19 protein-coding genes and 1 riboswitch are annotated in these 18,385 nt (G+C 73.8%); of the genes, 5 read left to right on the top strand and 14 right to left on the bottom strand.

All coding sequences use genetic code 11. From position 1 onward, the window contains the following. Positions 1–40: 40 nt before the first annotated feature. The 5 genes from M2302_RS18810 to M2302_RS18790 all read right to left on the bottom strand — a co-directional run bounded on the left by M2302_RS18810 (position 41) and on the right by M2302_RS18790 (position 4,794). Positions 41–544: a hypothetical protein gene (locus M2302_RS18810; RefSeq protein WP_280839166.1), complete on the bottom strand. Its 504-nt coding sequence runs from the start codon at positions 542–544 to the stop codon at positions 41–43. Between the two features lie 283 nt (positions 545–827). Beyond that, on the bottom strand, positions 828–1,001 hold the full coding sequence (locus M2302_RS18805) for a CsbD family protein (protein WP_088964196.1): 174 nt from the start codon (positions 999–1,001) through the stop codon (positions 828–830). Between the two features lie 187 nt (positions 1,002–1,188). Next, positions 1,189–3,447 carry a heavy metal translocating P-type ATPase gene (locus tag M2302_RS18800; RefSeq protein ID WP_280839165.1) on the bottom strand — a complete coding sequence of 753 codons (2,259 nt, stop codon included), beginning with the start codon at positions 3,445–3,447 and terminating at the stop codon, positions 1,189–1,191. Between the two features lie 14 nt (positions 3,448–3,461). Then, complete coding sequence (locus tag M2302_RS18795; protein ID WP_280839164.1) at positions 3,462–4,550, bottom strand: hypothetical protein; 1,089 nt, start codon at positions 4,548–4,550, stop codon at positions 3,462–3,464. A 34-nt stretch (positions 4,551–4,584) separates the two neighbouring features. Beyond that, positions 4,585–4,794 carry a cation transporter gene (locus M2302_RS18790; protein ID WP_280839163.1) on the bottom strand — a complete coding sequence of 70 codons (210 nt, stop codon included), beginning with the start codon at positions 4,792–4,794 and terminating at the stop codon, positions 4,585–4,587. A gap of 94 nt (positions 4,795–4,888) precedes the next feature. Between M2302_RS18790 and M2302_RS18785 the strand changes: the two genes are divergently transcribed. After that, positions 4,889–5,188 (top strand): metal-sensitive transcriptional regulator, encoded by a 300-nt coding sequence (locus M2302_RS18785; RefSeq protein WP_154939970.1) that lies wholly within the window; start codon positions 4,889–4,891, stop codon positions 5,186–5,188. 86 nt (positions 5,189–5,274) lie between these two features. On the opposite strand, the gene M2302_RS18780 is transcribed toward M2302_RS18785, so the two are convergent. From M2302_RS18780 to M2302_RS18770, 3 genes are all read right to left on the bottom strand, one after another. Continuing rightward, positions 5,275–5,904, bottom strand: coding sequence for a DUF305 domain-containing protein (locus M2302_RS18780; protein ID WP_280839162.1), 630 nt, complete (start codon positions 5,902–5,904; stop codon positions 5,275–5,277). A 69-nt stretch (positions 5,905–5,973) separates the two neighbouring features. Further along, positions 5,974–6,474, bottom strand: coding sequence for a hypothetical protein (locus M2302_RS18775; protein ID WP_280839161.1), 501 nt, complete (start codon positions 6,472–6,474; stop codon positions 5,974–5,976). A 28-nt stretch (positions 6,475–6,502) separates the two neighbouring features. After that, positions 6,503–8,536 carry a heavy metal translocating P-type ATPase gene (locus M2302_RS18770; protein WP_280839160.1) on the bottom strand — a complete coding sequence of 678 codons (2,034 nt, stop codon included), beginning with the start codon at positions 8,534–8,536 and terminating at the stop codon, positions 6,503–6,505. Between the two features lie 318 nt (positions 8,537–8,854). On the opposite strand from M2302_RS18770, the gene M2302_RS18765 reads away from it, so the two are divergent. Next, entirely contained in the window at positions 8,855–10,195 is a 1,341-nt protein-coding gene (locus M2302_RS18765; protein WP_280839159.1) for a YibE/F family protein, read from the top strand. A gap of 166 nt (positions 10,196–10,361) precedes the next feature. Continuing rightward, positions 10,362–10,492: riboswitch (cyclic di-AMP (ydaO/yuaA leader) on the top strand. Between the two features lie 4 nt (positions 10,493–10,496). Then, positions 10,497–11,516: a hypothetical protein gene (locus M2302_RS18760; protein WP_280839158.1), complete on the top strand. Its 1,020-nt coding sequence runs from the start codon at positions 10,497–10,499 to the stop codon at positions 11,514–11,516. A gap of 64 nt (positions 11,517–11,580) precedes the next feature. Here M2302_RS18760 and M2302_RS18755 read toward each other — a convergent pair whose 3' ends face one another. After that, a complete protein-coding gene (locus M2302_RS18755) occupies positions 11,581–12,234 on the bottom strand; it encodes a carbonic anhydrase (RefSeq protein ID WP_280839157.1) in 654 nt (217 codons plus the stop codon). Between the two features lie 233 nt (positions 12,235–12,467). Here M2302_RS18755 and M2302_RS18750 point away from each other — a divergent pair, with 233 nt between their 5' ends. Continuing rightward, positions 12,468–12,797 carry a helix-turn-helix domain-containing protein gene (locus M2302_RS18750; protein ID WP_280839156.1) on the top strand — a complete coding sequence of 110 codons (330 nt, stop codon included), beginning with the start codon at positions 12,468–12,470 and terminating at the stop codon, positions 12,795–12,797. A 73-nt stretch (positions 12,798–12,870) separates the two neighbouring features. Next, complete coding sequence (gene mycP, locus M2302_RS18745) at positions 12,871–14,109, top strand: type VII secretion-associated serine protease mycosin (RefSeq protein ID WP_280839155.1); 1,239 nt, start codon at positions 12,871–12,873, stop codon at positions 14,107–14,109. 75 nt (positions 14,110–14,184) lie between these two features. On the opposite strand, the gene M2302_RS18740 is transcribed toward mycP, so the two are convergent. The 5 genes from M2302_RS18740 to M2302_RS18720 all read right to left on the bottom strand — a co-directional run bounded on the left by M2302_RS18740 (position 14,185) and on the right by M2302_RS18720 (position 18,275). Further along, entirely contained in the window at positions 14,185–15,486 is a 1,302-nt protein-coding gene (locus tag M2302_RS18740) for a hypothetical protein (RefSeq protein ID WP_280839154.1), read from the bottom strand. Positions 15,487–15,503: 17 nt separating this feature from the next. Next, the gene (locus M2302_RS18735) at positions 15,504–16,064 is read right to left on the bottom strand and encodes a hypothetical protein (protein WP_179802897.1); all 561 of its coding nucleotides are present in this window, start codon (positions 16,062–16,064) and stop codon (positions 15,504–15,506) included. 34 nt (positions 16,065–16,098) lie between these two features. Beyond that, a complete protein-coding gene (locus M2302_RS18730) occupies positions 16,099–17,547 on the bottom strand; it encodes a S8 family serine peptidase (RefSeq protein ID WP_280839153.1) in 1,449 nt (482 codons plus the stop codon). Positions 17,548–17,659: 112 nt separating this feature from the next. Further along, the gene (locus tag M2302_RS18725; RefSeq protein ID WP_088964211.1) at positions 17,660–17,938 is read right to left on the bottom strand and encodes a WXG100 family type VII secretion target; all 279 of its coding nucleotides are present in this window, start codon (positions 17,936–17,938) and stop codon (positions 17,660–17,662) included. Positions 17,939–17,966: 28 nt separating this feature from the next. Continuing rightward, positions 17,967–18,275 (bottom strand): WXG100 family type VII secretion target, encoded by a 309-nt coding sequence (locus M2302_RS18720; protein WP_154939991.1) that lies wholly within the window; start codon positions 18,273–18,275, stop codon positions 17,967–17,969. Between the last annotated feature and the right edge of the window lie 110 nt (positions 18,276–18,385).

The following is an 18,385-nucleotide window of genomic DNA, read 5'->3' as shown; positions in this document are numbered from 1 at the left end:
CCGACTCCACGGCACCAATCGCTCGCCGGGCCGCCGCCGGTCAGACGTGGCAGTCGCGGGTGAGCCGCTCGGGGATGCGGACGAAGCCGGTCGCCATCCAGGTCGCCGGGCTGGCCGCCGCGGCTCCCGCGTCGATCTGCTTCGCGGCGTCGGTCACCAGATCCCTGATCCGCGGGTCCTCGGCGTTGCCGGCCTGCTTGCGCAGGTCGTCGGCGAGCCCGGCGAGGGTGCCCTTGAGCTGGCCGTTGAGCTGCTCCGGGGTGAGTTCGCGGCGGGTGGCCGCCGCCGAGTCCTCGGCGATCCTCCGGCTGGCCTCGATGATCAGGTCATCGGCGCGCCGGCAGACGGCGGCGGTGTTGGCCGCGCTCGGGCCGGTCGGCGACGCGCTCGGGCTGGGCGTCGAGGCGGCGCTTGCGGTGGCGGTGGCGCTCGCGGCGGCCGGAGCGGTCTGCGGGTCGGCGGCGTCGTTTCCGGCCTGCTGGCAGCCGGTGACGAGGGCGGCGCAGGCCACCAGGGCGAGCGCGGCGGCGGAGCTTCGGAACATCGGTTTCCCCGTTCGGGTGTCGGCCGTCCGAAGGGGACGGCGCGGGTCGACCATCGGCCGGAACTCGTCGCCCGGCCGCCGGGCCGGAACGCGGCGGATGTCGTTCTGGCAACGACCAGGATCGCTGCGAGGTCACGTCGGCGTGCTGCGGCCGTCGTACCGGAGGCACTCACGCTCCGCTGCCGCGAACCGGTTCCCCGGGTGGTGACAGCGATCGTCGTCGGGCACAGCGCGCCGCACGCCGGGCCGACAGGTCGTCGGCCCGGCGTGCGGGATGCGTCGGTCAGCTCTTGAAAGCGTCCTTGATCTTCTCGCCGGCCTGCTTGAGGTTGGACTTCGCCTGGTCGTTGCGGCCCTCGGCCTCAAGGCGCTCGTCGTCGGTCGCCCGACCCAGGCCCTCCTTGATCTTGCCCGTGGTGTTCTCGCCGGCATTGTCGATCTTGTCGTCGATACCCATGCGAACCTCCATTTTGCAGTTCCTCCGACGTCCCGGATGTACCCCGGGCCTTTTCGCCGGAAACACCGATCACCCATACGTGATCACCCACGGTGACCGGCGACCGGTCGGGGCAGCGGGATGGGGACGGGGAGGAACGACGCCACCGCCGGCCTCCACGGTGGGACCGGCGGCGGCGCGCCCGTGCTCAGCCGACCGGGCGGAACCCGCGCAGCCGGAGGCTGTTGGCGACCACGAACACCGACGAGAAGGCCATCGCGGCCCCGGCGATCATCGGGTTGAGCAGGCCGGCGGCAGCCAGCGGCAGTGCGGCCAGGTTGTAGGCGAACGCCCAGAAGAGGTTGCCCTTGATGATGGCCAGGGTCCGCCGGGAGAGCCGGATGGCGTCGACCGCAGCGGTGAGGTCGCCGCGCACCAGGGTCAGGTCGGCCGCCTCGATCGCCACGTCGGTGCCGGTGCCCATGGCCAGCCCCAGGTCGGCCTGGGCCAGCGCGGCGGCGTCGTTGACCCCGTCGCCGACCATCGCGACGGTCCGCCCCTCGCCCTGGAGTCGCCTGACCACGTCGACCTTGTCGGCCGGAAGCACCTCGGCGATCACCTCGTCGATGCCGACCTCGGCCGCCACCGCCCGGGCGACGGTCGCGTTGTCGCCGGTGAGCAGCACCGGCTTCAGTCCCAGGCCGCGCAGCCCGTCGATCGCCTCCCGGCTGGTCGGCTTGACCACGTCGGCGACCGCGAGGACGCCCCGGGCCTGGCCGTCCCAGCCGGCCAGCACGGCCGTCCGGCCGGCCGCCTCCGCGTCGCCCGCCGCCCGCACGACCTCCTCGGGTACGTCCAGGCCCCGCTCACGCAGCAGCCGGAGCCGACCGACGACCACCTCGTGGCCGTCCACCGTGCCGGTGACGCCGAGCCCCTCGGCGTTGGCGAAGCCGGTGACCGGCGGCAGCGCACCCGCCTCGGCGGCGCCCGCCGCGACCGCCCGGGCGACCGGGTGCTCCGAGCCGGCCTCCAGCGCCCCGGCGAGCCGGAGCAAGTCCGCCCGGTCGACCCCCTGGGCGGGGAGCACGTCGACCAGGGTCATCCGGCCGGTGGTGACCGTGCCGGTCTTGTCCAGCACGACGGTGTCCACCTGGCGGGTGGACTCCAACATCTCCGGCCCCTTGATCAGGATGCCGAGCTGGGCTCCCCGGCCGGTCCCGACCAGCAGCGCCGTGGGCGTGGCCAGGCCGAGCGCGCACGGGCAGGCGATGATCAGCACGGCGACCGCGGCGGTGAACGCGGCCGTCGGGCCCGCCCCGGTGCCGAGCCACCAGCCGAGCGTGCCGGCGGCCAGGGCGATCACGATCGGGACGAAGACGCCGGAGATCCGGTCGGCCAGCCGCTGCACGGCCGCCTTGCCGGACTGCGCCTGCTCCACCAGCTTCGCCATCTGGGCGAGCTGGGTGTCCGCACCGACCCGGGTGGCGGTGACCACCAGCCGGCCACCGGCGTTCACCGTCGCGCCGACCACGGTGTCGCCCGGGCCGACCTCGACCGGCACCGACTCGCCGGTGAGCATGCTGGCGTCGACGGCCGACGTACCCTCGTCCACCACCCCGTCGGTGGCGACCTTCTCGCCGGGGCGGACCACGAACCGGTCCCCCACCGCGAGCTCGTCGACCGGGATCCGGGTCTCGACGTCGCCGCGCAGCACCGCGACGTCCCGGGCGCCCAGCTCCAGCAGGGCGCGCAGGGCGGCGCCGGCGGTCCGCTTGGAACGGGCCTCGAAGTACCGGCCGGCAAGGATGAACACGGTGACGCCGGCCGCCGCCTCCAGGTAGATGTTGCCGGCGCCGTCGGTGCGGGTGATGTCGAGCCGGAACGGGTGGGTCATCCCGGGCATCCCGGCGTCACCGAGGAAGAGCGCCCAGAGCGACCAGCCGAACGCGGCCAGGGTGCCGAGCGAGACCAGGGTGTCCATGGTGGCGGCGCCGTGCCGCTGGTTGATCCAGGCGGCCCGGTGGAACGGCAGCCCGCCGTAGACCACCACCGGGGCGGCCAGGGTCAGCGACAGCCACTGCCAGTAGGTGAACTGCCAGGCCGGCACCATGGCCAGCAGGATCACCGGCACGGTCAGCGCGACCGAGACCCACAGCCTGGTCCGCAGGCCGCGCAGCTCGTCGGCCGGCTCGACGGCAGGTCCGGCCGTACCGGCCGGGGTGGGCGGGGGAGGCACGACGGCGGTGTAGCCGGTCTTCTCCACCGTGGCGATGAGGTCCTTTGGTGTGACCTCGTCGGCGTACCGGACGGTGGCCTTCTCGGTGGCGTAGTTGACGGTGGCGGTCACGCCCTCCATCCGGTTGAGCTTCTTCTCGATCCGCGCGGCGCAGGACGCGCAGGTCATCCCGCCGATGGTCAGCTCGATCCGGTGGGGTGCGACCGGCAGGGATTTCGTGGTCGGGGTCATCGCGGCACCTCCGATCAGTTGTGCCCGTGACCGGGGGCGCCGTGGCCGGCGTCGGCGGTCGGGGTGGGAGCGGTCGGGGTGGCGCGGGTGCCCGCGGTGCTCGCCGGGGCCGCCGGGGCGTCGCCGGCCAGCACGGTGAACTCGGCGGTGTGCACCGCCCCGCCGTGCCGGAAGTCCAGGTAGAGCCGGTAGCTGCCGGCCGAGGGCACCTCGGCGGCGAAGCTCACCGCCGGCCCGGCCGGGGTACGCCCGTCACCGGGCACGCCCTCCGGGTGCACGTGCAGGTACGCGAGGTCGCCCTGCCGCAACGCCACCAGGTGCCCGTACGCGCCGAGGTAGGGCTCCAGGTCGGTGACCGGCTTCCCGTCCCGGCTGACGGTCAGCGTCAGCTGGCTGGTGCGGGCCGGCTGCGGGGTGCCGGTGAGGGTGACCGTGTAGCCGTCGACCGTGGTGCTGGCGGCGGGTGCCGGCAGCGGCCGGGGCTGGAGCTGGCCGGGGACGGTCACGTCGACCCCGAGGGTGAGCGGCTCCCCGCCCGACGGGGTGAAGTCGGCGAAGGCCCGCCAGACGCCCGGCCCGCCCAGCGGGGAGTCCACCCGCCAGGTGCCGTCGGCGCCCAGCTCGGGGTGGACGTGCCGGAAGCCGGACAGGTCGCGCCGCGCCACGATCAGGTGCATCCGCTTGTCGTGGGCGATCTCGTAGCCGGTCACCGCAGCGCCGTCCGGGCCGGTGATCCGGAAGGCGAACTGCCCGTTCGGGGCGTCCACCGGCTGCATGGTGTAGCCGCGGTCGGAGACGAGCAGCCCGCCGGGCAGGTGCGCGGCACCGGTCTGGTCGCCGCCGTGCGAGTCGGAGCTGCCCTGCGGGTCGGAGCTGCCCTGCGGGTCGGAGCTGCCCTGCGGGTCGGAGCTGCCGTGCGGGTCGGAGCTGCCGTGCGGGTCGGAGCTGCCGTGCGGGTCGGAGCCGTGGCCGGCGCCGGCGGGCTCGTGGCGGGTGTCGGCGGCCGGGGTGACGGGGTCGGCCAGGTGGCCGACCCCGTACGCCGTGCCGAACACCGCCGCGAGGCCGAGGGCGAAACCGCTCAGCTTCGTCGCCGTGTTCATCGTGATACCTCGGTTCTCTGGGGTCGTGACCCCGTCACGCCTCGACGAGGTCGTACCCGGCCTCGTCGACGGCGGCGCGTACGGACTCGGTGTCCAGCGGGCTCTCACTGGTGACGGTGACCCGGCCGGAGACCAGGTCCACCTGGACGTCGCTGACGCCCTGGATCGCGCTCACCTCGGTGCTGACCGAGCTGACGCAGTGCCCGCAGGTCATGCCCTGCACCTGGTACGTGGTGGTGACCATGGCAAATCTCCTCCCGCATCCATGCTATACCCCCCAGGGGTAGCTCTCCCGAGGACGGTAGCATACCCCTGGGGGGTACGCTATCCTGGTTGGCATGACCACACCGAGCACCCCGACCCGGGGCTACACCGCCAGCAAGGACCAGCTGCTCGCGCGGCTGCGCCGCGTCGAGGGCCAGGTCCGCGGCGTGGAGAAGATGGTCGACGACGACCGGTACTGCATCGACGTGCTGACCCAGATCTCGGCGATCCAGGCCGCCCTGGACAAGGTCGCCCTCGGCCTGCTCGACGGCCACGCCCGGCACTGCATGCACGAGGGGGCCGCCGAGGGCCGCGCCGACGAGATGGCCGCCGAGATGATGGCCGCCGTCGGCCGCCTGATGAAGCGCGGCTGAGCCCGCGGAGCCCGACCGGCGGGGTCGCTCCGCCCGGCCGGGACGCCGGAGCCACGACGACTCCGAGGCGCCCCGGCCGGCGGCGGTCAGAGCCGGGCGAGAATCTTCTTCATGGTGTCGATCTCGCCCTGCTGGGCGGTGATGATCTGCTGCGCCATGGCCTTGGCGTCCGTGTTGACCCCGTTGGCGACCTCCTGCTCCGCCATGGTGATCGCGCCCTGGTGATGGGCGATCATCATGGCCAGGAACTGCCGGTCGAACTCCCGGCCGGAGGCGGCCGCCAGGTTCGCCATGTCGGCGTCGGACATCATGCCCGGCATGCCGTGGTCGTGGTGACCGCCGCTCGGGCTGCCGGACGGGACGGGCCGGCCCCACGCGGTGAGCCAGCCGGTCATGGTGGCGATCTCCGGCGCCTGGGCGGCCTTGATCTCCCCGGCGAGGCCCTTGACCTCGGGGTCCCCGGCACGGCTGTCGGCCAGTTCCGACATCTGCACCGCCTGCTGGTGGTGCGGGATCATCATCTCGGCGAACATCACGTCGGCGTCGTCGAACGTGGCGGACGCGCTGGCCGAAGGGCCGGCGGTGGCGCCCGCTCCCGGCATCTCGTGGCCGGAGCCGGCCTGGTGGTCGTCGCCGCCGCAGGCGGCCAGGGTGAGAGCGGTGCTGAGAGCGACGCCGGCCAGGGCGGCACGGCGCGCGATGGTACGAGTGGACACGATCAGACCTTTCGGTGTGAGAAACGTACGCAGCGGACTCCGGACGCGGCGATACCGCGTCGGGGCGTCCTATCTGCGCAGCACCGACACCGTGGCGAGGCGAAGCCCGACCGGGCGGGGTGGCGGGGCGCGCGGCGCACGCGACGGCCGGGACGAATGGTGGGTCGCGATCACGCGGTGGGCACGGCCGAACAGCAGCGTCGCCAGCAGGAGCGCCACCGTGACGGCGCCGAGCACCGCCAGGCAGACACTCCAGCCACTCGGGGCACCCCCCGGCTTGTCGGCGGGAAGCGCCACCGCGCCGTCCTGGCCGGCGAACGACACCGGCCCGGCGAGATGGGCGGCCGGGACCGCTTCAGGCGTGGCGCCGTGGACGACCGGGACCACCTCGGGCCCGGCGGCCTGAGCGACCGGCGCCCGCTGCGACACGGCGGCGTGGCCGTCCGGGTGGGACGCGACGGAGTGCGTGCCGTGGCCGATGGTGTGCATGGCGGCCAGCCCGAGCAGGGTGCAGGCGAGCAGGAGCAGCCGGGCCCACCACCCGGCCGGCCGCGCCGTCGCCGTTCGCACCCGACCACGCTAGCCCGAACCGGCGGGATCAGAGGCGTACCCGGCGCAACAGCTGGGCGTTGAGCGCGACCACGATCGTCGAGGCGGACATCAGCGCCGCGGCGAGCGCCGGACTCAGCGCCACCCCCGCGAAGGCCAGCACGCCGGCCGCCAGCGGCAGCGCCACCACGTTGTAGCCGGCCGCCCAGGCGAGGTTCTGCCGCATCTTCCGGTACGCCGCCCGGCTCAGCCGGACCACCCCGGCGACCCCGCGCGGGTCGGAGGAGGCGAGCACCACCCCGGCCGACTCGATCGCCACGTCGGTGCCCGCCCCGATCGCGATCCCCACGTCGGCCCGGGCCAGCGCCGGCGCGTCGTTGACCCCGTCGCCGACCATCGCCACCCGCAGCCCCCGGCGTTGCAGCGCGGTCACCTTCCGGTCCTTGTCGGCGGGGAGCACCTCGGCGAAGACCTCGTCGACGCCGGGCCGGAAACCGAGGTCCGCGGCGACCGCCTCGGCCACCGTCCGGGCGTCCCCGGTGATCATCGCGATGCTGCGAACCCCCTCGGCACGCAGTTCCGCGATCGCCTCCCGGGCCTCGGGGCGTACCTGGTCGGCGAGCGCGAGCAGGCCGAGGACGGTGTCCGGCAGGCGGACCAGGTGCAGCACCGCCGCGCCGCGCTCCGCCCAGCGCCGGGCCGCCGGCTCCAGCGCACCGGGCAGCTCCAGCCCCTGCTCGCGCAGGAGCGCGGGGCCGCCGACCGCGTACGGCGTACCGTCGATGTCGGCCCGGACGCCGCGCCCCGGCAGCGAGCGGAAGCCGGCGGCCGGGGCCGGGCCGCCGTGCTCGGCGGCGGCCGCGACGATCGCCCGGGCCAGCGGGTGTTCGCTGTCCGCCTCGACCCCGGCCGCGAGCCGCAGCACCTCGTCCTCGCCGGTCCCCGGCGCGGCGGCCACCCCGACCACGGCGTGCTCGCCCCTGGTGAGGGTGCCGGTCTTGTCGAAGAGCACCACGTCGACGGTGCGCATCCGTTCCAGTGCGAGCCGGTCGCGGACCAGCACGCCGGAGCGGGCGGCCAACGCGGTGGAGAGCGCGATCACCAGCGGGATGGCCAGGCCGAGCGCGTGCGGGCAGGCGATCACCAGCACCGTGACGGTCCGGACCACCGCCTGGTCCCGCTCGCCCAGCGCGGTCCACCCCACGACGGTCAGCACGGCGGTACCCGTGGCGACGTAGAAGAGCCAGGCGGCGAAGCGGTCCGCCAGCGCCTGCGCCCGCCCGCCGGACTGCTGCGCCTGCGCCACGAGGCGCTGGATGCCGGCGAGGGTGGTCTGGTCGCCGATGGCCTCCACCCGGACCCGGATCGCCGAGTCGGTGGCGACGGTGCCGGCCACCACCCGGTCCCCGACCGCCCGGGAGACCGGGCGGGACTCGCCGGTGACCATCGACTCGTCCAGCTCGGCGGCCCCGTCGACGATCCGCCCGTCGGCCGGCACCCGGCCACCGGGGCGGACCAGCACCACGTCGGCCACCCGCAGGTCGCTCACCGGCACCCGTTCGGTGCCGCCCTGCGGCCCGACCCGCTCGGCGTCGTCGGGGAGCAGCGCGGCCAGCGCCGCGAGGGCGCCCCGCGCCTGCCCGACGGCCTTCATCTCCTGCCAGTGCCCGAGCAGCATGATGGTGACCAGGGCGGCCAGCTCCCACCAGAAGTCCAGCTCGAAGGCGCCGAGGCTGGTGGCGAGCGAGGCGGCGTACGCGACGCTGATCGCCATCCCGATCAGCAGCATCATGCCCGGGGCCCGGTCGCGCACCTCGCGCACCGCGCCGAGGAGGAACGGCCAGCCGCCCCACCAGAAGACCACCGAGCCGAGCACCGGCCCGACCAGGGACCGGCCGGGCAACTCCAGCGAGTAACCGAACCACTCCATCACCATGTGGCTGGTGGCGACCACGGGCAGGGTCAGCGCCAGGCAGAGCCAGAAGCGGCGGCGGAACATCTCCGGGTCGTGGCCGGCGTGCCGGTCGTGCCCCCGGTGTCGGTCCGACCCCGGGGGCCGGGCCGGGCCGGCGTGCTGGTCCATGCCCCCACGATGCCCGGTGGGCGCGCTGCCGATGTCGCGAACCGGGCGGACCCGCACCGAACCTGGCTACGATTCACCGGCCATGACTCGCCATCCGCCGCAGCTGCCGCCGGCCCGCGTACCGCGCCGGGCTCGGCCGCCGTGGGCGACCGCCCGGGCGGGTCGCCACGCCGGGCGACCGAGCCGTCCGGTCACGCTGGGTGACCCCGCCGGCACCCAGGGCCCACCCCCGGGTACGCGGCCCGCCACGCGCGTCCCGCCGGTGAACCGAACGGCCGGCTGACACGTACCCCGCCCTGGATCGTTGGGAGACTCGCAATGGGCGCCGACCACACCCGTCCCGCTCCGTCCGCCCCACCGGGGGTGCGGCGGATCCTCGTCGCGACGGTGGTCCCGCTGTTCGTCGTCACGGTGATCGCCGCCCTGGTGCTGTGGCCGCGCGACTCGCGGCAGGCCGACGGCAGCGCCGAGCCGGCACGCCACCACGGCACGGTGACCCGGGTGGTGACCGAACCCTGCCCGCCGACCCCGGAGGCGCCGCCCGGCGCGGCCGAGGGACCGTGCGGGACCGTGACGGTCCGGGTCGAGCAGGGCCCGGACAGCGGCCAGCAGGTGGAGACTCCGGTGCCCGCCGGCCCGGGCGCGCCCACCGTCGCGGTCGGCGACGAGGTGGTGCTGGTCCAGCTCACCGACCCGGCCGACCCCACCGCCACCAGCTACCAGATCGCCGAACACCAGCGGGGCAAGCCCCTGGTGTGGCTGGTGGCGCTCTTCGCGGCGGCGATCGTGGCGTTCGGCCGGCTGCGCGGGCTGGCCGCATTGGCCGGGCTGGGCGCCAGCTTCGCCATCCTGCTGACCTTCGTCGTACCCGGCATCGCGGCGGGCGGCTCGCCGCTGCTGATCGCGATCACCGGCTCGGCGCTGATCATGTTCGTGGTGCTGTACCTGACCCACGGCATCACCGCGCAGACCTCGGTGGCGGTCCTCGGCACCCTCGGCAGCCTGGTGCTGACCGGACTGCTCGGCAGCCTGGCCACCGCCGCCACCCACCTGACCGGGTTCGGCAGCGAGGAGGCCACCACGCTGTCGCTGTACCAGGGTGACGTCGACCTGCACGGGCTGCTGCTGGCCGGCATCATCATCGGCTCGCTCGGCGTGCTCGACGACGTCACCGTCACCCAGGCCGCCACCGTCACCGAACTGGCGCACGCCAACCCCGGACTGTCCCGGACGCAGCTCTACCGGGCCGCCACCCGGGTCGGCCGGGCGCACATCGCCTCCACGGTGAACACCATCGTGCTCGCGTACGCGGGCGCCTCGCTGCCGCTGCTGCTCCTGCTCACCGCCGACAGCCGTCCGGTGAGCCAGATCCTCACCAGCGAGTTCCTGGCCCAGGAGATCGTCCGCAGCGCGGTGGCGACGCTCGGCCTGATCGCCGCCGTCCCACTGACCACCGCGCTGGCCGCGCTGGTCGCCACCGCCGGTCGTGGCCCGGCCGACGATCCGGCCCGGGACACCGGGCCGGCACCCACTCCCCGCCCCTCCGCCGACCGGGACGCGGCGCTCGAGGCGCTGAGCGCGTCGCGTCCCGGCGGACCGTCCACCCCGGCCCCCGCACGGTGGCCCGACCCGGAAAGGAGCACGGACACCGCATGGTGAGACTCCGCTGCGTGACCGACGCGGACGCGGAACCTGACGAACGCGTCACTCGTCACGCTTCGCTACGACGAAATAACGCTTTTAGTCGGGTTCTGGACGTAGATCCCCGGTACGACTCTCGGGTAACCTCGCTGCCGGTCACCGCCGAAGGCGCGCAGCGGCGCCTGCGGTGCCGCCGCCCAATCGCCGCGAGGCGAGCCGGGGAACCAGGTACATGGGGTGAATCCGCGCGAGCGGTAGGGGCCACTTCCGTCCCGAACCCGTCAGCTAACCCGGTCGGCGGTCGACGGAAGGGAACACTGTGACGGCACCCCTGCGCCGCTGGTTGACTCCGGTGGTGGCCGTGTTCGCCGCGCTGGCCATCCTCGGCGGGCCGACAGCCGCGATCGCCGCGCCCTCGACCCCCACCCCCTCCGGGCACGAGGAGGACGGCGAGCCCAAGCTGCTCACCGACGTCATCGAGCTGCGCAACCGCGAGTACTCGAAGGCGAAGAGGCAGCTGGAGAAGTCCAAGAAGCGCCAGCAGCAGCTCGCGCTGGAGGTGCAACGCGCGCAGGACGAGCTGGCGGCGTTGCAGCCGACGGTCTCGCAGATCGCGGCGCAGTCGTACCGGACCGGCCGGATCGGCGCGGTGGCGATGCTGCTGGAGAGCGACGCGCCCGACTCGTTCGTCCGGCGCGCCGCCGCCCTGGACGAGCTGAACATGGTCAACGCGCAGAAGCTGGCCAAGGTGACCGCCGCCAAGAACCGCGCGGAGCAGGCCAAGCTGGCGCTGGACGCCGAGGTGCGTGAGCAGCAGAAGCTCACCAACGACATGGCCCGGGAGAGCCGGGAGGCGGAGAAGGCCCTCCAGCTGGTCGGCGGCCGGGGCTTCACCGGCGGCCTGGTCGACGCGACCTCGCCGGTCGCCCGGATCGGCCCCGGCCGGACGGCCGACGGCGGCTGGCGTTCCGAGTCGCGCACCGAGAACGACCCGACCACCTCCGGCACCATCACGCCACGCACCCTGCACGCGTACAAGGAGGTCCGGCGGGTCGGCTTCAACCGGTTCGCGGGCTGCTACCGGCCCGGTGGGCCGTGGGACCACCCGAAGGGCAAGGCCTGCGACTGGTCGTTGCAGCGGAGCGGCTTCGCGCCCTGGCACAACAACGACACCCGGATGTACGGCAACAACCTCGCCGCGTTCCTGATCCGCAACGCCGACCGGCTCGGCATCTACTACGTGATCTGGAACCGGCAGATCTGGTTCCCGGCGACCGGGTGGAAGTCGTACAGCGGACCGTCGAACCACACCGACCACGTGCACATGTCGATGCTGTAGCCCGCGACGCGTACCGAACGAGGGCCGTCCCCGGTGGGGGCGGCCCTCGTCGCGTGCGGGGGTTTCAGCCGGCGACGGCGGTCGCCCGATCGCCGGTCTGGGCCGGCACGACGCTCGGCACCGCAGCCACCGTCCGCACCTCACCGGCGGCCAGCCGGTACGACATGCCGACCACCGCGCACCGCCCCTCGGCGACCGCGGCGGCCAGTACGGCGGAGTTGCCCAGCAGCGCCTCGACGGTGTGCGCGATGTGGATGTCGACGATCCCGTCGACGTCGTCGACGCCCTGCTCCGTGGCCCGTCGGAGGCTGGGCGCCACCGCGTCCACCACCGCCCGCAGGTGCCCGACCGGCGGCGTGCCGGTCCGCGCGGCGTCCCGGGCGGCCTGCACCGCTCCGCAGGAGTCGTGGCCGAGCACCACCACCAACGGGGTGCCCAGGACACTCACCGCGTACTCGACGCTGCCGAGCACCTCGGGGCCGGCGGTGTGCCCGGCGGTACGCACCACGAAGAGGTCACCCAGGCCCCGGTCGAAGATGATCTCGGCGGCGAGGCGGGAGTCGGAGCAGCCGACGATCACCGCGAACGGGTGCTGGCCGTCGGCGACCGCCGCCCGGTGCAGCGAGTCCTGGTTGGGGTGGCGCTGCGCGCCCGTCACGAAGCGCCGGTTGCCGGCGTGCAGCTCGGCGAGCGCCTGCGTCGGATCGGTCAGGGTCATTGCCTCACCTCGGTCTCTCGCGAGATCGGCCTGGTCACACCCGGCCGGCGACGGAGGCGGCCTCGCCGCCCACCGTCACACGCAGCGAAAGATACGTCAAGGTATACGTGATACGGATTTCATACATTACCGGGACGTGGGCAGCGTGTTTCGCCGCCGTGTCCCCGGGCCGCGCCCGGACGGCTCCCGGTGCGCGGAGGCCAGGGCGGAAATGCCAGCCGGCTGGCCATACCATGACGGGCATGGCGACGACTGCGCAGAACGGGAGCACCCGGAACTGGACGTTCCTCACCAACCACGCGCACGTGCTGCTCGCCATCGCCCGCAACCCCACCGCCCGGCTGCGGGACGTCGCCGACGAGGTCGGGGTGACCGAGCGCGCCGCGCAGGCGATCGTCGCCGACCTGGAGGTCGGCGGCTACCTCCACCGCACCCGGGTGGGCCGACGCAACGAGTACACGGTCAACCCGCGCGGCCACTTCCGGCACCCGGCCGAGTCCGACCGCCAGGTGGGTGACCTGCTCGCCCTCTTCACCGGCGAGCGCGCCGAGCCCACCTCCTGACGACCGCTCTCATTCTGTGCGCCCGGACCCGCCCGTCGCCCCGTACCGGGCGCGGCGGCGGTAATCTCAGCGCGTGCGCGAGAGCTACCGGACGACTGGGACGGCGCTGACCGAGACCGCCGGGCGTCCATCCCGGACGGTCCTCGGTGGAGTGGTGGCGGCCGTGCTCGCCTCGCTCGTGGTGCCGCCGGCACCGGCCATGGCGGCCCCGAACTGCCCCGGCCCGGCCGGCGGGGTCGCCCCCGGCGAGACACCGTGGGCGCTGCGCCGGCTCGACCCGGCGTCGGCCTGGCGGATCACCCGGGGCGAGCGGGTCACCGTGGCGGTCATCGACTCCGGCGTCTCCCCCACCCATCCACTGCTCAAGGGGCAGGTACGCGAGGGCCGCGACTTCAACGGCCTCCCCCCGATGCAGGGCCGGTGCGATCAGGCCGGCCACGGCACCATCGTCGCGGGGATCATCGCAGGGCGGGACGACACCGGCGCCCCGTACAGCGGGATCGCCCCCGCGGCCCGGATCCTGCCGGTCCGGGTGCTGCCCGACACCCAGCGCACCAACGACCCCAACCTGCCCGTGCAGATCGCCGCCGCGATCACCTGGTCGACCGACCAGGGCGCCAAGGTGATCAACCTGTCACTGGTCACGGTGGACCACCCCGAACTGGCCCGCGCCGTCGACTACGCGCTCGGCAAGGGCGCGGTGGTGGTGGCCGCCGCCGGCAACCGGCAGCAGGAGCAGCAGGACCTGCCGGCGTACCCGGCCGCGTACCCGGGGGTGATCGCGGTGGCCGGCGTCGACCGGGAGGGTGGTCACGTCGGCAGCTCGGTCAGCGGCAACTACGTGGACATCGCCGCGCCCGGGCTGGACATCGTCGGCCCCGCCCCGGGCGGCCAGGGCTACCTCGCCGAGCCGCAGGGCGGCACCAGCTTCGCCGCCGCGTACGTCTCGGGCGCGGCGGCGCTGATCCGCTCCGCCCGGCCCGACCTCACGCCGGAACAGGTCGCCTACCGACTCACCCGCACCGCCGACAACCCGCCCGAGGGGCACAACCCCGAGCTCGGGTACGGGGTGGTGAACCCGTACCGGGCGCTGACCAGCCTGCTCGGCACCCGGACCGACCCCGCCGTCGGGGCCATGCCGCCACCCGGTGCGGCAGAGGACCCGCTGGGCTGGCAGCGGACCGTCGCGCTCTGGGTCGCCGGGGCCGCCGGAGTGCTCGCCCTGGCGCTGCTGGCGGCCCGACCGATCGTGGCCCTGGGCCGCCGGCGGAAATGGCGGCCCGGCCGCCGCGCCGAAACCGTCGACGCCTGACCGCCGGCTGACGCGCGCCCCCCGAACGGCGGAACGCCGCCCACGTGATCCGTGGACGGCGCTCCCTGTCGACGCTCAGCGCAGGATGCCGGGCGCGGCACCGCCGTCCGCGCCCCAGACGTCCTCGTCCTCCTCCAGCCAGGTGTTGCGGGGAGCCTCCTCCTCGCCGTAGCCGGCGCCGTGGCCGCCGCCCATGCCGGCCATGCCGCCCTTGGCCCCGGCACCGCCCCGGACGCCGCCGGCCGCGCCCTTGCCGGCGCCGCCACGACCGGCCGCACCGCCCATGCCGCCAGCCATTCCGCCCATGCCGCCGCCGAGCCGGCCCGCACCGCGGCCCGCGCCCCGGCCGGCACCCGCACCGCCCGCGCCGCCCATCATCCCGGGCATGCCGGTGCTCACCGCCTTGCCGAGGGAGCCGCCGCCGGGGATCATGCCGCCGGCGCCGCCGAGGCCGCTGCCACCGCCGAGACCGCCACCGGAGCCGAGGCCGGTGGTGCTGGGCAGGCCACCGCCGCCGAGACCCGAGTTGGGCAGCGTGCCGACGCCGCCGCCGGCACCGGCCAGACCGCTGCCGTACTCGTCACCGAGGCTGCCGGTGCCGCCGCCTCCCGGGTAGCCGCCGGTGCCGGAGGAGAGGTCCGGGTGGGTGCCGGTGCCGATGCCCGGGCCGCCGGTGCCGATGCCTGGGGGCGAGCCGACGCCGCCCAGGGAGGGGCTGCCACCGAGGCCGCCGGTGGAGGGCGCGCCGCCGATGTCCGGCACCCCGCCGCCGCCGCCTCCGCCACCGCCCCCGCCGAGGTCCGGCTTCTCGAAGCCGCCGTGGGCTGTCGACGGAGCGGTGCTGGTCGGCGCGTCCAGGCTCTCGTCGATCGCCAGGTAGTGGCTGCTGACCTGCCCGTAGACCCGGTTGGCGTCGTCAGTCTTGTCGTTGAACCAGTCGACCATCGAGCTGATCGGGTCGGCCAGGCCGAGGAAGTCCGGCTTGACCTTCATCTCGAAGAAGCCGGCGCTGATCGTGATCCGGCCGTTGCGGGCCTCCAGCACGTCGTTGACGCAGCTCGCCGGGATCGGGAACTCGGCCTGCGCGGCGCTCAGCTTGTCCGCAGCGTCCTTGAGCGAGTGCACGATGCCGCCCCGGCTCTCGGCGTCCGCGACCACCTCGCCGGTGGTCTTCGCGAGCCCCTCGATGTGGGTCTTGAACGCCTCGTACGCCGGGCCCTTCCAGGTCTCACCGAGGTCCTTGACGTTGGTTTCGAGGTTCTGCTTGACCGTGTTCAGGTTCTTCAGCAGCTGCTCCCAGCCGAAGGCGGCGCTGGTGACGTCACCGGGCCTGCCGTCGATGACGATCTGCTGGCACATCTCTTCCCAACTCGGCATCTTCCGCCTCCCCCGACTCAGTTCTTCCCGGCGCGGCTGGACGCGCTGTTGATGGCGTTCTGCATCTGGTTGGCGTTCATCCGGTTGCGCTCATCGGCCGTGTCGTAGTTCTCCTTGACCTTCCGGAGCGCGTTGGCGGCCTTCCAGAGCTCGCGGGCGAGCTCCCGCAGCCTGGTCTGGGTGCTGTCGTAGAGACCGGCGTGCTTGGTGGCGAGGGCGTTTGCCCGCTCGAAGCTGCCGAGCGGGCTCTTCTCACCGCCACCGCCCACCGCCGCCGCCCCGGTGGCGTTGCGCATCCACTTCCGGATGTCCTCTTCCATCTTGTAGGACTGCTGGTTGAGGAACTCGGCGTGGTCGTCGAGCCACGTGATGGCCTTGTCGAGAGTCGAGGCGTCCCACTCGGTCTTGGCGCCCGCGCCGCCCGGGGCGGGCGTGAGGTGCGTCGGCCGGTGGGCCTTGTTGACGTTGTCCAACGAGACGCCGTCGTAGTAGACGAACGGCGTGATGGTCGGTGCCACCGGGACGTTGGGCGTGTCGATCTCGACCCTGTCCGACTGCTGCGTCCTGTCGTCCGTCATCGGTTCCTCCCCGTCGCCGATCAGACTCTCTGGCTTACTGGTGGTGCACGCCGGGGCCCGGCGGGGCCGGCGGCGGTGGGGGCGTCGCCCCCGGGTGCGGCCACGGGGCACCGCGGGGTGCCGCGCCGGGCGGACCGTAGGCGTTCGGGGCCTGCGGCGGTACGCCGCCGGGCACGCCGTGCGGCGCCGGCCCTGCGGGCGGGTACGGGCCACGGGCGCCCGGGACGTTGCCGGGCGGCACGGCGTGGCCGGCTGGCACGGCGTGGCCGGGCGGCGGCGGGAAGCCGGGACCGGTCGGCGGGGCGGCCGGCCGTCGGCGGGACCGGCGCACCAGCACGATCACCAGGATCGCCACCGCGATCGGCACCAGCAGGCAGAGCGCGCCCTGGATCAGCGCACCGGTGCCGTTCTTCACGCCGAACGAGACGACCGGGCCGTCGTCCTTCGACCGCTCCGGCAGGGGTTGCGACCCGTTCTCCGCGTCACCCCCGGCGGGCGCGCCGGCCAGCAGCGGGTTGCTCGACACGTTCGGCACCGAGCGGGTCAGCGCCGCCACCGGATCCAGCGCCCCGAACCCGTACTCGTCGTCCCGGCCGGCGGGACCCCGGTCCTCGGCGGTGCGGATGAGCCGGTTCACCACGTTGGCCGCGTCCAGGTCCGGGTACTTCGCCCGGACCAGCGCCGCCAGGCCGGAGACGATCGCCGCCGACTCGCTGGTGCCGCTGCTGACGCCGTAGCCGTTGTCGGACACCGAGGTGGGCAACGGTGAGATGATTTCCTCCATCGGCGCGGCCAGCACGGCTTCCGGGCCCCGCACGCTGTCGCCGAAGATCGAGCCGTTCCTGCCCAGCCCGGTCACCGCGATCACTCCGGGGACGTCCGCCGGCGAGGCGACGCCGACGTCGCCCTGGTGGACGTTGCCGGCGGAGGCAACAACCACGACGTTCTTCTCGAGGGCGTAACGGACGGCCGCCACCTCTTCCGGCTTCGCGGCTCCCTTGGCGCCCATCGAAATGTTGATCACATCGGCGCCGTGGTCCGCCGCCCAGCGGATGCCCTTCGCGATGTCATCGGCCTGGAGCAGGGTACCGACGGAGATGGGCAGGATCTTGGCCTCGGGGGCGATGCCGAGCTCTCGCATGTCGCCGCCACCACGCCCGGCGATGATGCCCGCCATGGCCGTGCCGTGCGCGATCTTGTCGTCGGTGCCCCAGCCCTTCGCGGACCCGTCCGCGCCGATGGCGTACCCGGGGAGGACCTGGCCGCGCAGGTCGGGGACCTCGGGTTCGACGCCGGTGTCGAGGACGGCGACGACCACGCCCCGGCCCTTGGTGATCTTGTGGGCCTGTGGGATCTTCAGCGCGTCGAGGTACCACTGGAGGCCGCGTACCGTGTCGGCGGCGCGGGCCGGGGCCGGCGCGGCCAGTGGAACCGTTCCGGCGGCGACCGCCAGGGCCAGTGCGGCCACAGTGGACCTCAGCATCGGCCGGAGATTTTTCCGCGTACGCATGACACTCCCAGGACCTCGACGACTCGCAACGCAGTGCGGCTCCGGTCCGGTCGAGCCGGACCGGAGCCGCGACGGGGCGATTATCTCAGCCCCACACCTTGGAGTTGCTCATCTCGGTGGAGACATAGTTCTCGCGCGCCACGCCGACCGCACCGCCGATCTCGTTCAGGACGCGGTTGATGTCGCGCACAGCGGTGTCCCACTGCGCCTGGTGCTGCTCGTAGGCGGCCCGGTCCTGGCCGTCCCACTGGAGCTTCGACAGCATCGACCGCAGCGTGTCCAACTTCTCGTCGATGGTCTTCGAGATGGACTGCATCTGCTGGTTGGCGCTCTCGAGAACTGCGTAGTCAACCTTGATGCTCATGATTTCCTCCCCTGCTCTTCTCGGCGGATCACGGGTTGAGAGCAGAGTGGAACTTGTCCAGCATCTGCTGCTGCTCTTCGTCGTTGACCTGGTGCGTCGTACCCGACTTGTCGAGCAGGTCGGCGATGCTGTCCATCGCCGTCAGCAGCTTGACCGTGTCCTCGTTCCAGCGATTCATCAGCGACTGGAAGCCCGTGGACGCCTGTCCCTTCCAGGCGATGGCCAGGTCGTCGACCACGTTCCACAGCTTCTTCAGCTCGCCGTCGACCTCGCTGCGCGTGGACCGCACGTCACTCGCGGCGGTATGCAGAGTCGCTGCTTCGACCTCGAACGCCATGCTTCACACCCTTCCGTCATGTTGTGGCGGCGGAATCTGCCGCGCCCTCCCCCGCGGCAAGGCCAACACCCCACCGACGGACACTCCGTAGGAGACGGTAGCCCACCGTG

The organism is Micromonospora sp. A200, from assembly GCF_029893845.1.
GTDB classification, from domain to species: domain Bacteria; phylum Actinomycetota; class Actinomycetes; order Mycobacteriales; family Micromonosporaceae; genus Micromonospora; species Micromonospora purpureochromogenes.
The sequence above is the reverse complement of the archived record's forward strand: the minus strand, read 5'-3'. Positions and strand labels throughout refer to the sequence as shown.

Excerpts from the sequence above, each read along its gene's own strand:
- M2302_RS18810 (WP_280839166.1), bottom strand. The coding sequence starts at position 544 with ATGTTCCGAAGCTCCGCCGCCGCGCTCGCCCTGGTGGCCTGCGCCGCC.
- M2302_RS18805 (WP_088964196.1), bottom strand. The coding sequence starts at position 1,001 with ATGGGTATCGACGACAAGATCGACAATGCCGGCGAGAACACCACGGGC.
- M2302_RS18800 (WP_280839165.1), bottom strand. The coding sequence starts at position 3,447 with ATGACCCCGACCACGAAATCCCTGCCGGTCGCACCCCACCGGATCGAG.
- M2302_RS18795 (WP_280839164.1), bottom strand. The coding sequence starts at position 4,550 with ATGAACACGGCGACGAAGCTGAGCGGTTTCGCCCTCGGCCTCGCGGCG.
- M2302_RS18790 (WP_280839163.1), bottom strand. The coding sequence starts at position 4,794 with ATGGTCACCACCACGTACCAGGTGCAGGGCATGACCTGCGGGCACTGC.
- M2302_RS18785 (WP_154939970.1), top strand. The coding sequence starts at position 4,889 with ATGACCACACCGAGCACCCCGACCCGGGGCTACACCGCCAGCAAGGAC.
- M2302_RS18770 (WP_280839160.1), bottom strand. The coding sequence starts at position 8,536 with ATGGACCAGCACGCCGGCCCGGCCCGGCCCCCGGGGTCGGACCGACAC.
- M2302_RS18765 (WP_280839159.1), top strand. The coding sequence starts at position 8,855 with ATGGGCGCCGACCACACCCGTCCCGCTCCGTCCGCCCCACCGGGGGTG.
- M2302_RS18755 (WP_280839157.1), bottom strand. The coding sequence starts at position 12,234 with ATGACCCTGACCGATCCGACGCAGGCGCTCGCCGAGCTGCACGCCGGC.
- M2302_RS18750 (WP_280839156.1), top strand. The coding sequence starts at position 12,468 with ATGACGGGCATGGCGACGACTGCGCAGAACGGGAGCACCCGGAACTGG.
- M2302_RS18740 (WP_280839154.1), bottom strand. The coding sequence starts at position 15,486 with ATGCCGAGTTGGGAAGAGATGTGCCAGCAGATCGTCATCGACGGCAGG.
- M2302_RS18735 (WP_179802897.1), bottom strand. The coding sequence starts at position 16,064 with ATGACGGACGACAGGACGCAGCAGTCGGACAGGGTCGAGATCGACACG.
- M2302_RS18730 (WP_280839153.1), bottom strand. The coding sequence starts at position 17,547 with ATGCTGAGGTCCACTGTGGCCGCACTGGCCCTGGCGGTCGCCGCCGGA.
- M2302_RS18725 (WP_088964211.1), bottom strand. The coding sequence starts at position 17,938 with ATGAGCATCAAGGTTGACTACGCAGTTCTCGAGAGCGCCAACCAGCAG.
- M2302_RS18720 (WP_154939991.1), bottom strand. The coding sequence starts at position 18,275 with ATGGCGTTCGAGGTCGAAGCAGCGACTCTGCATACCGCCGCGAGTGAC.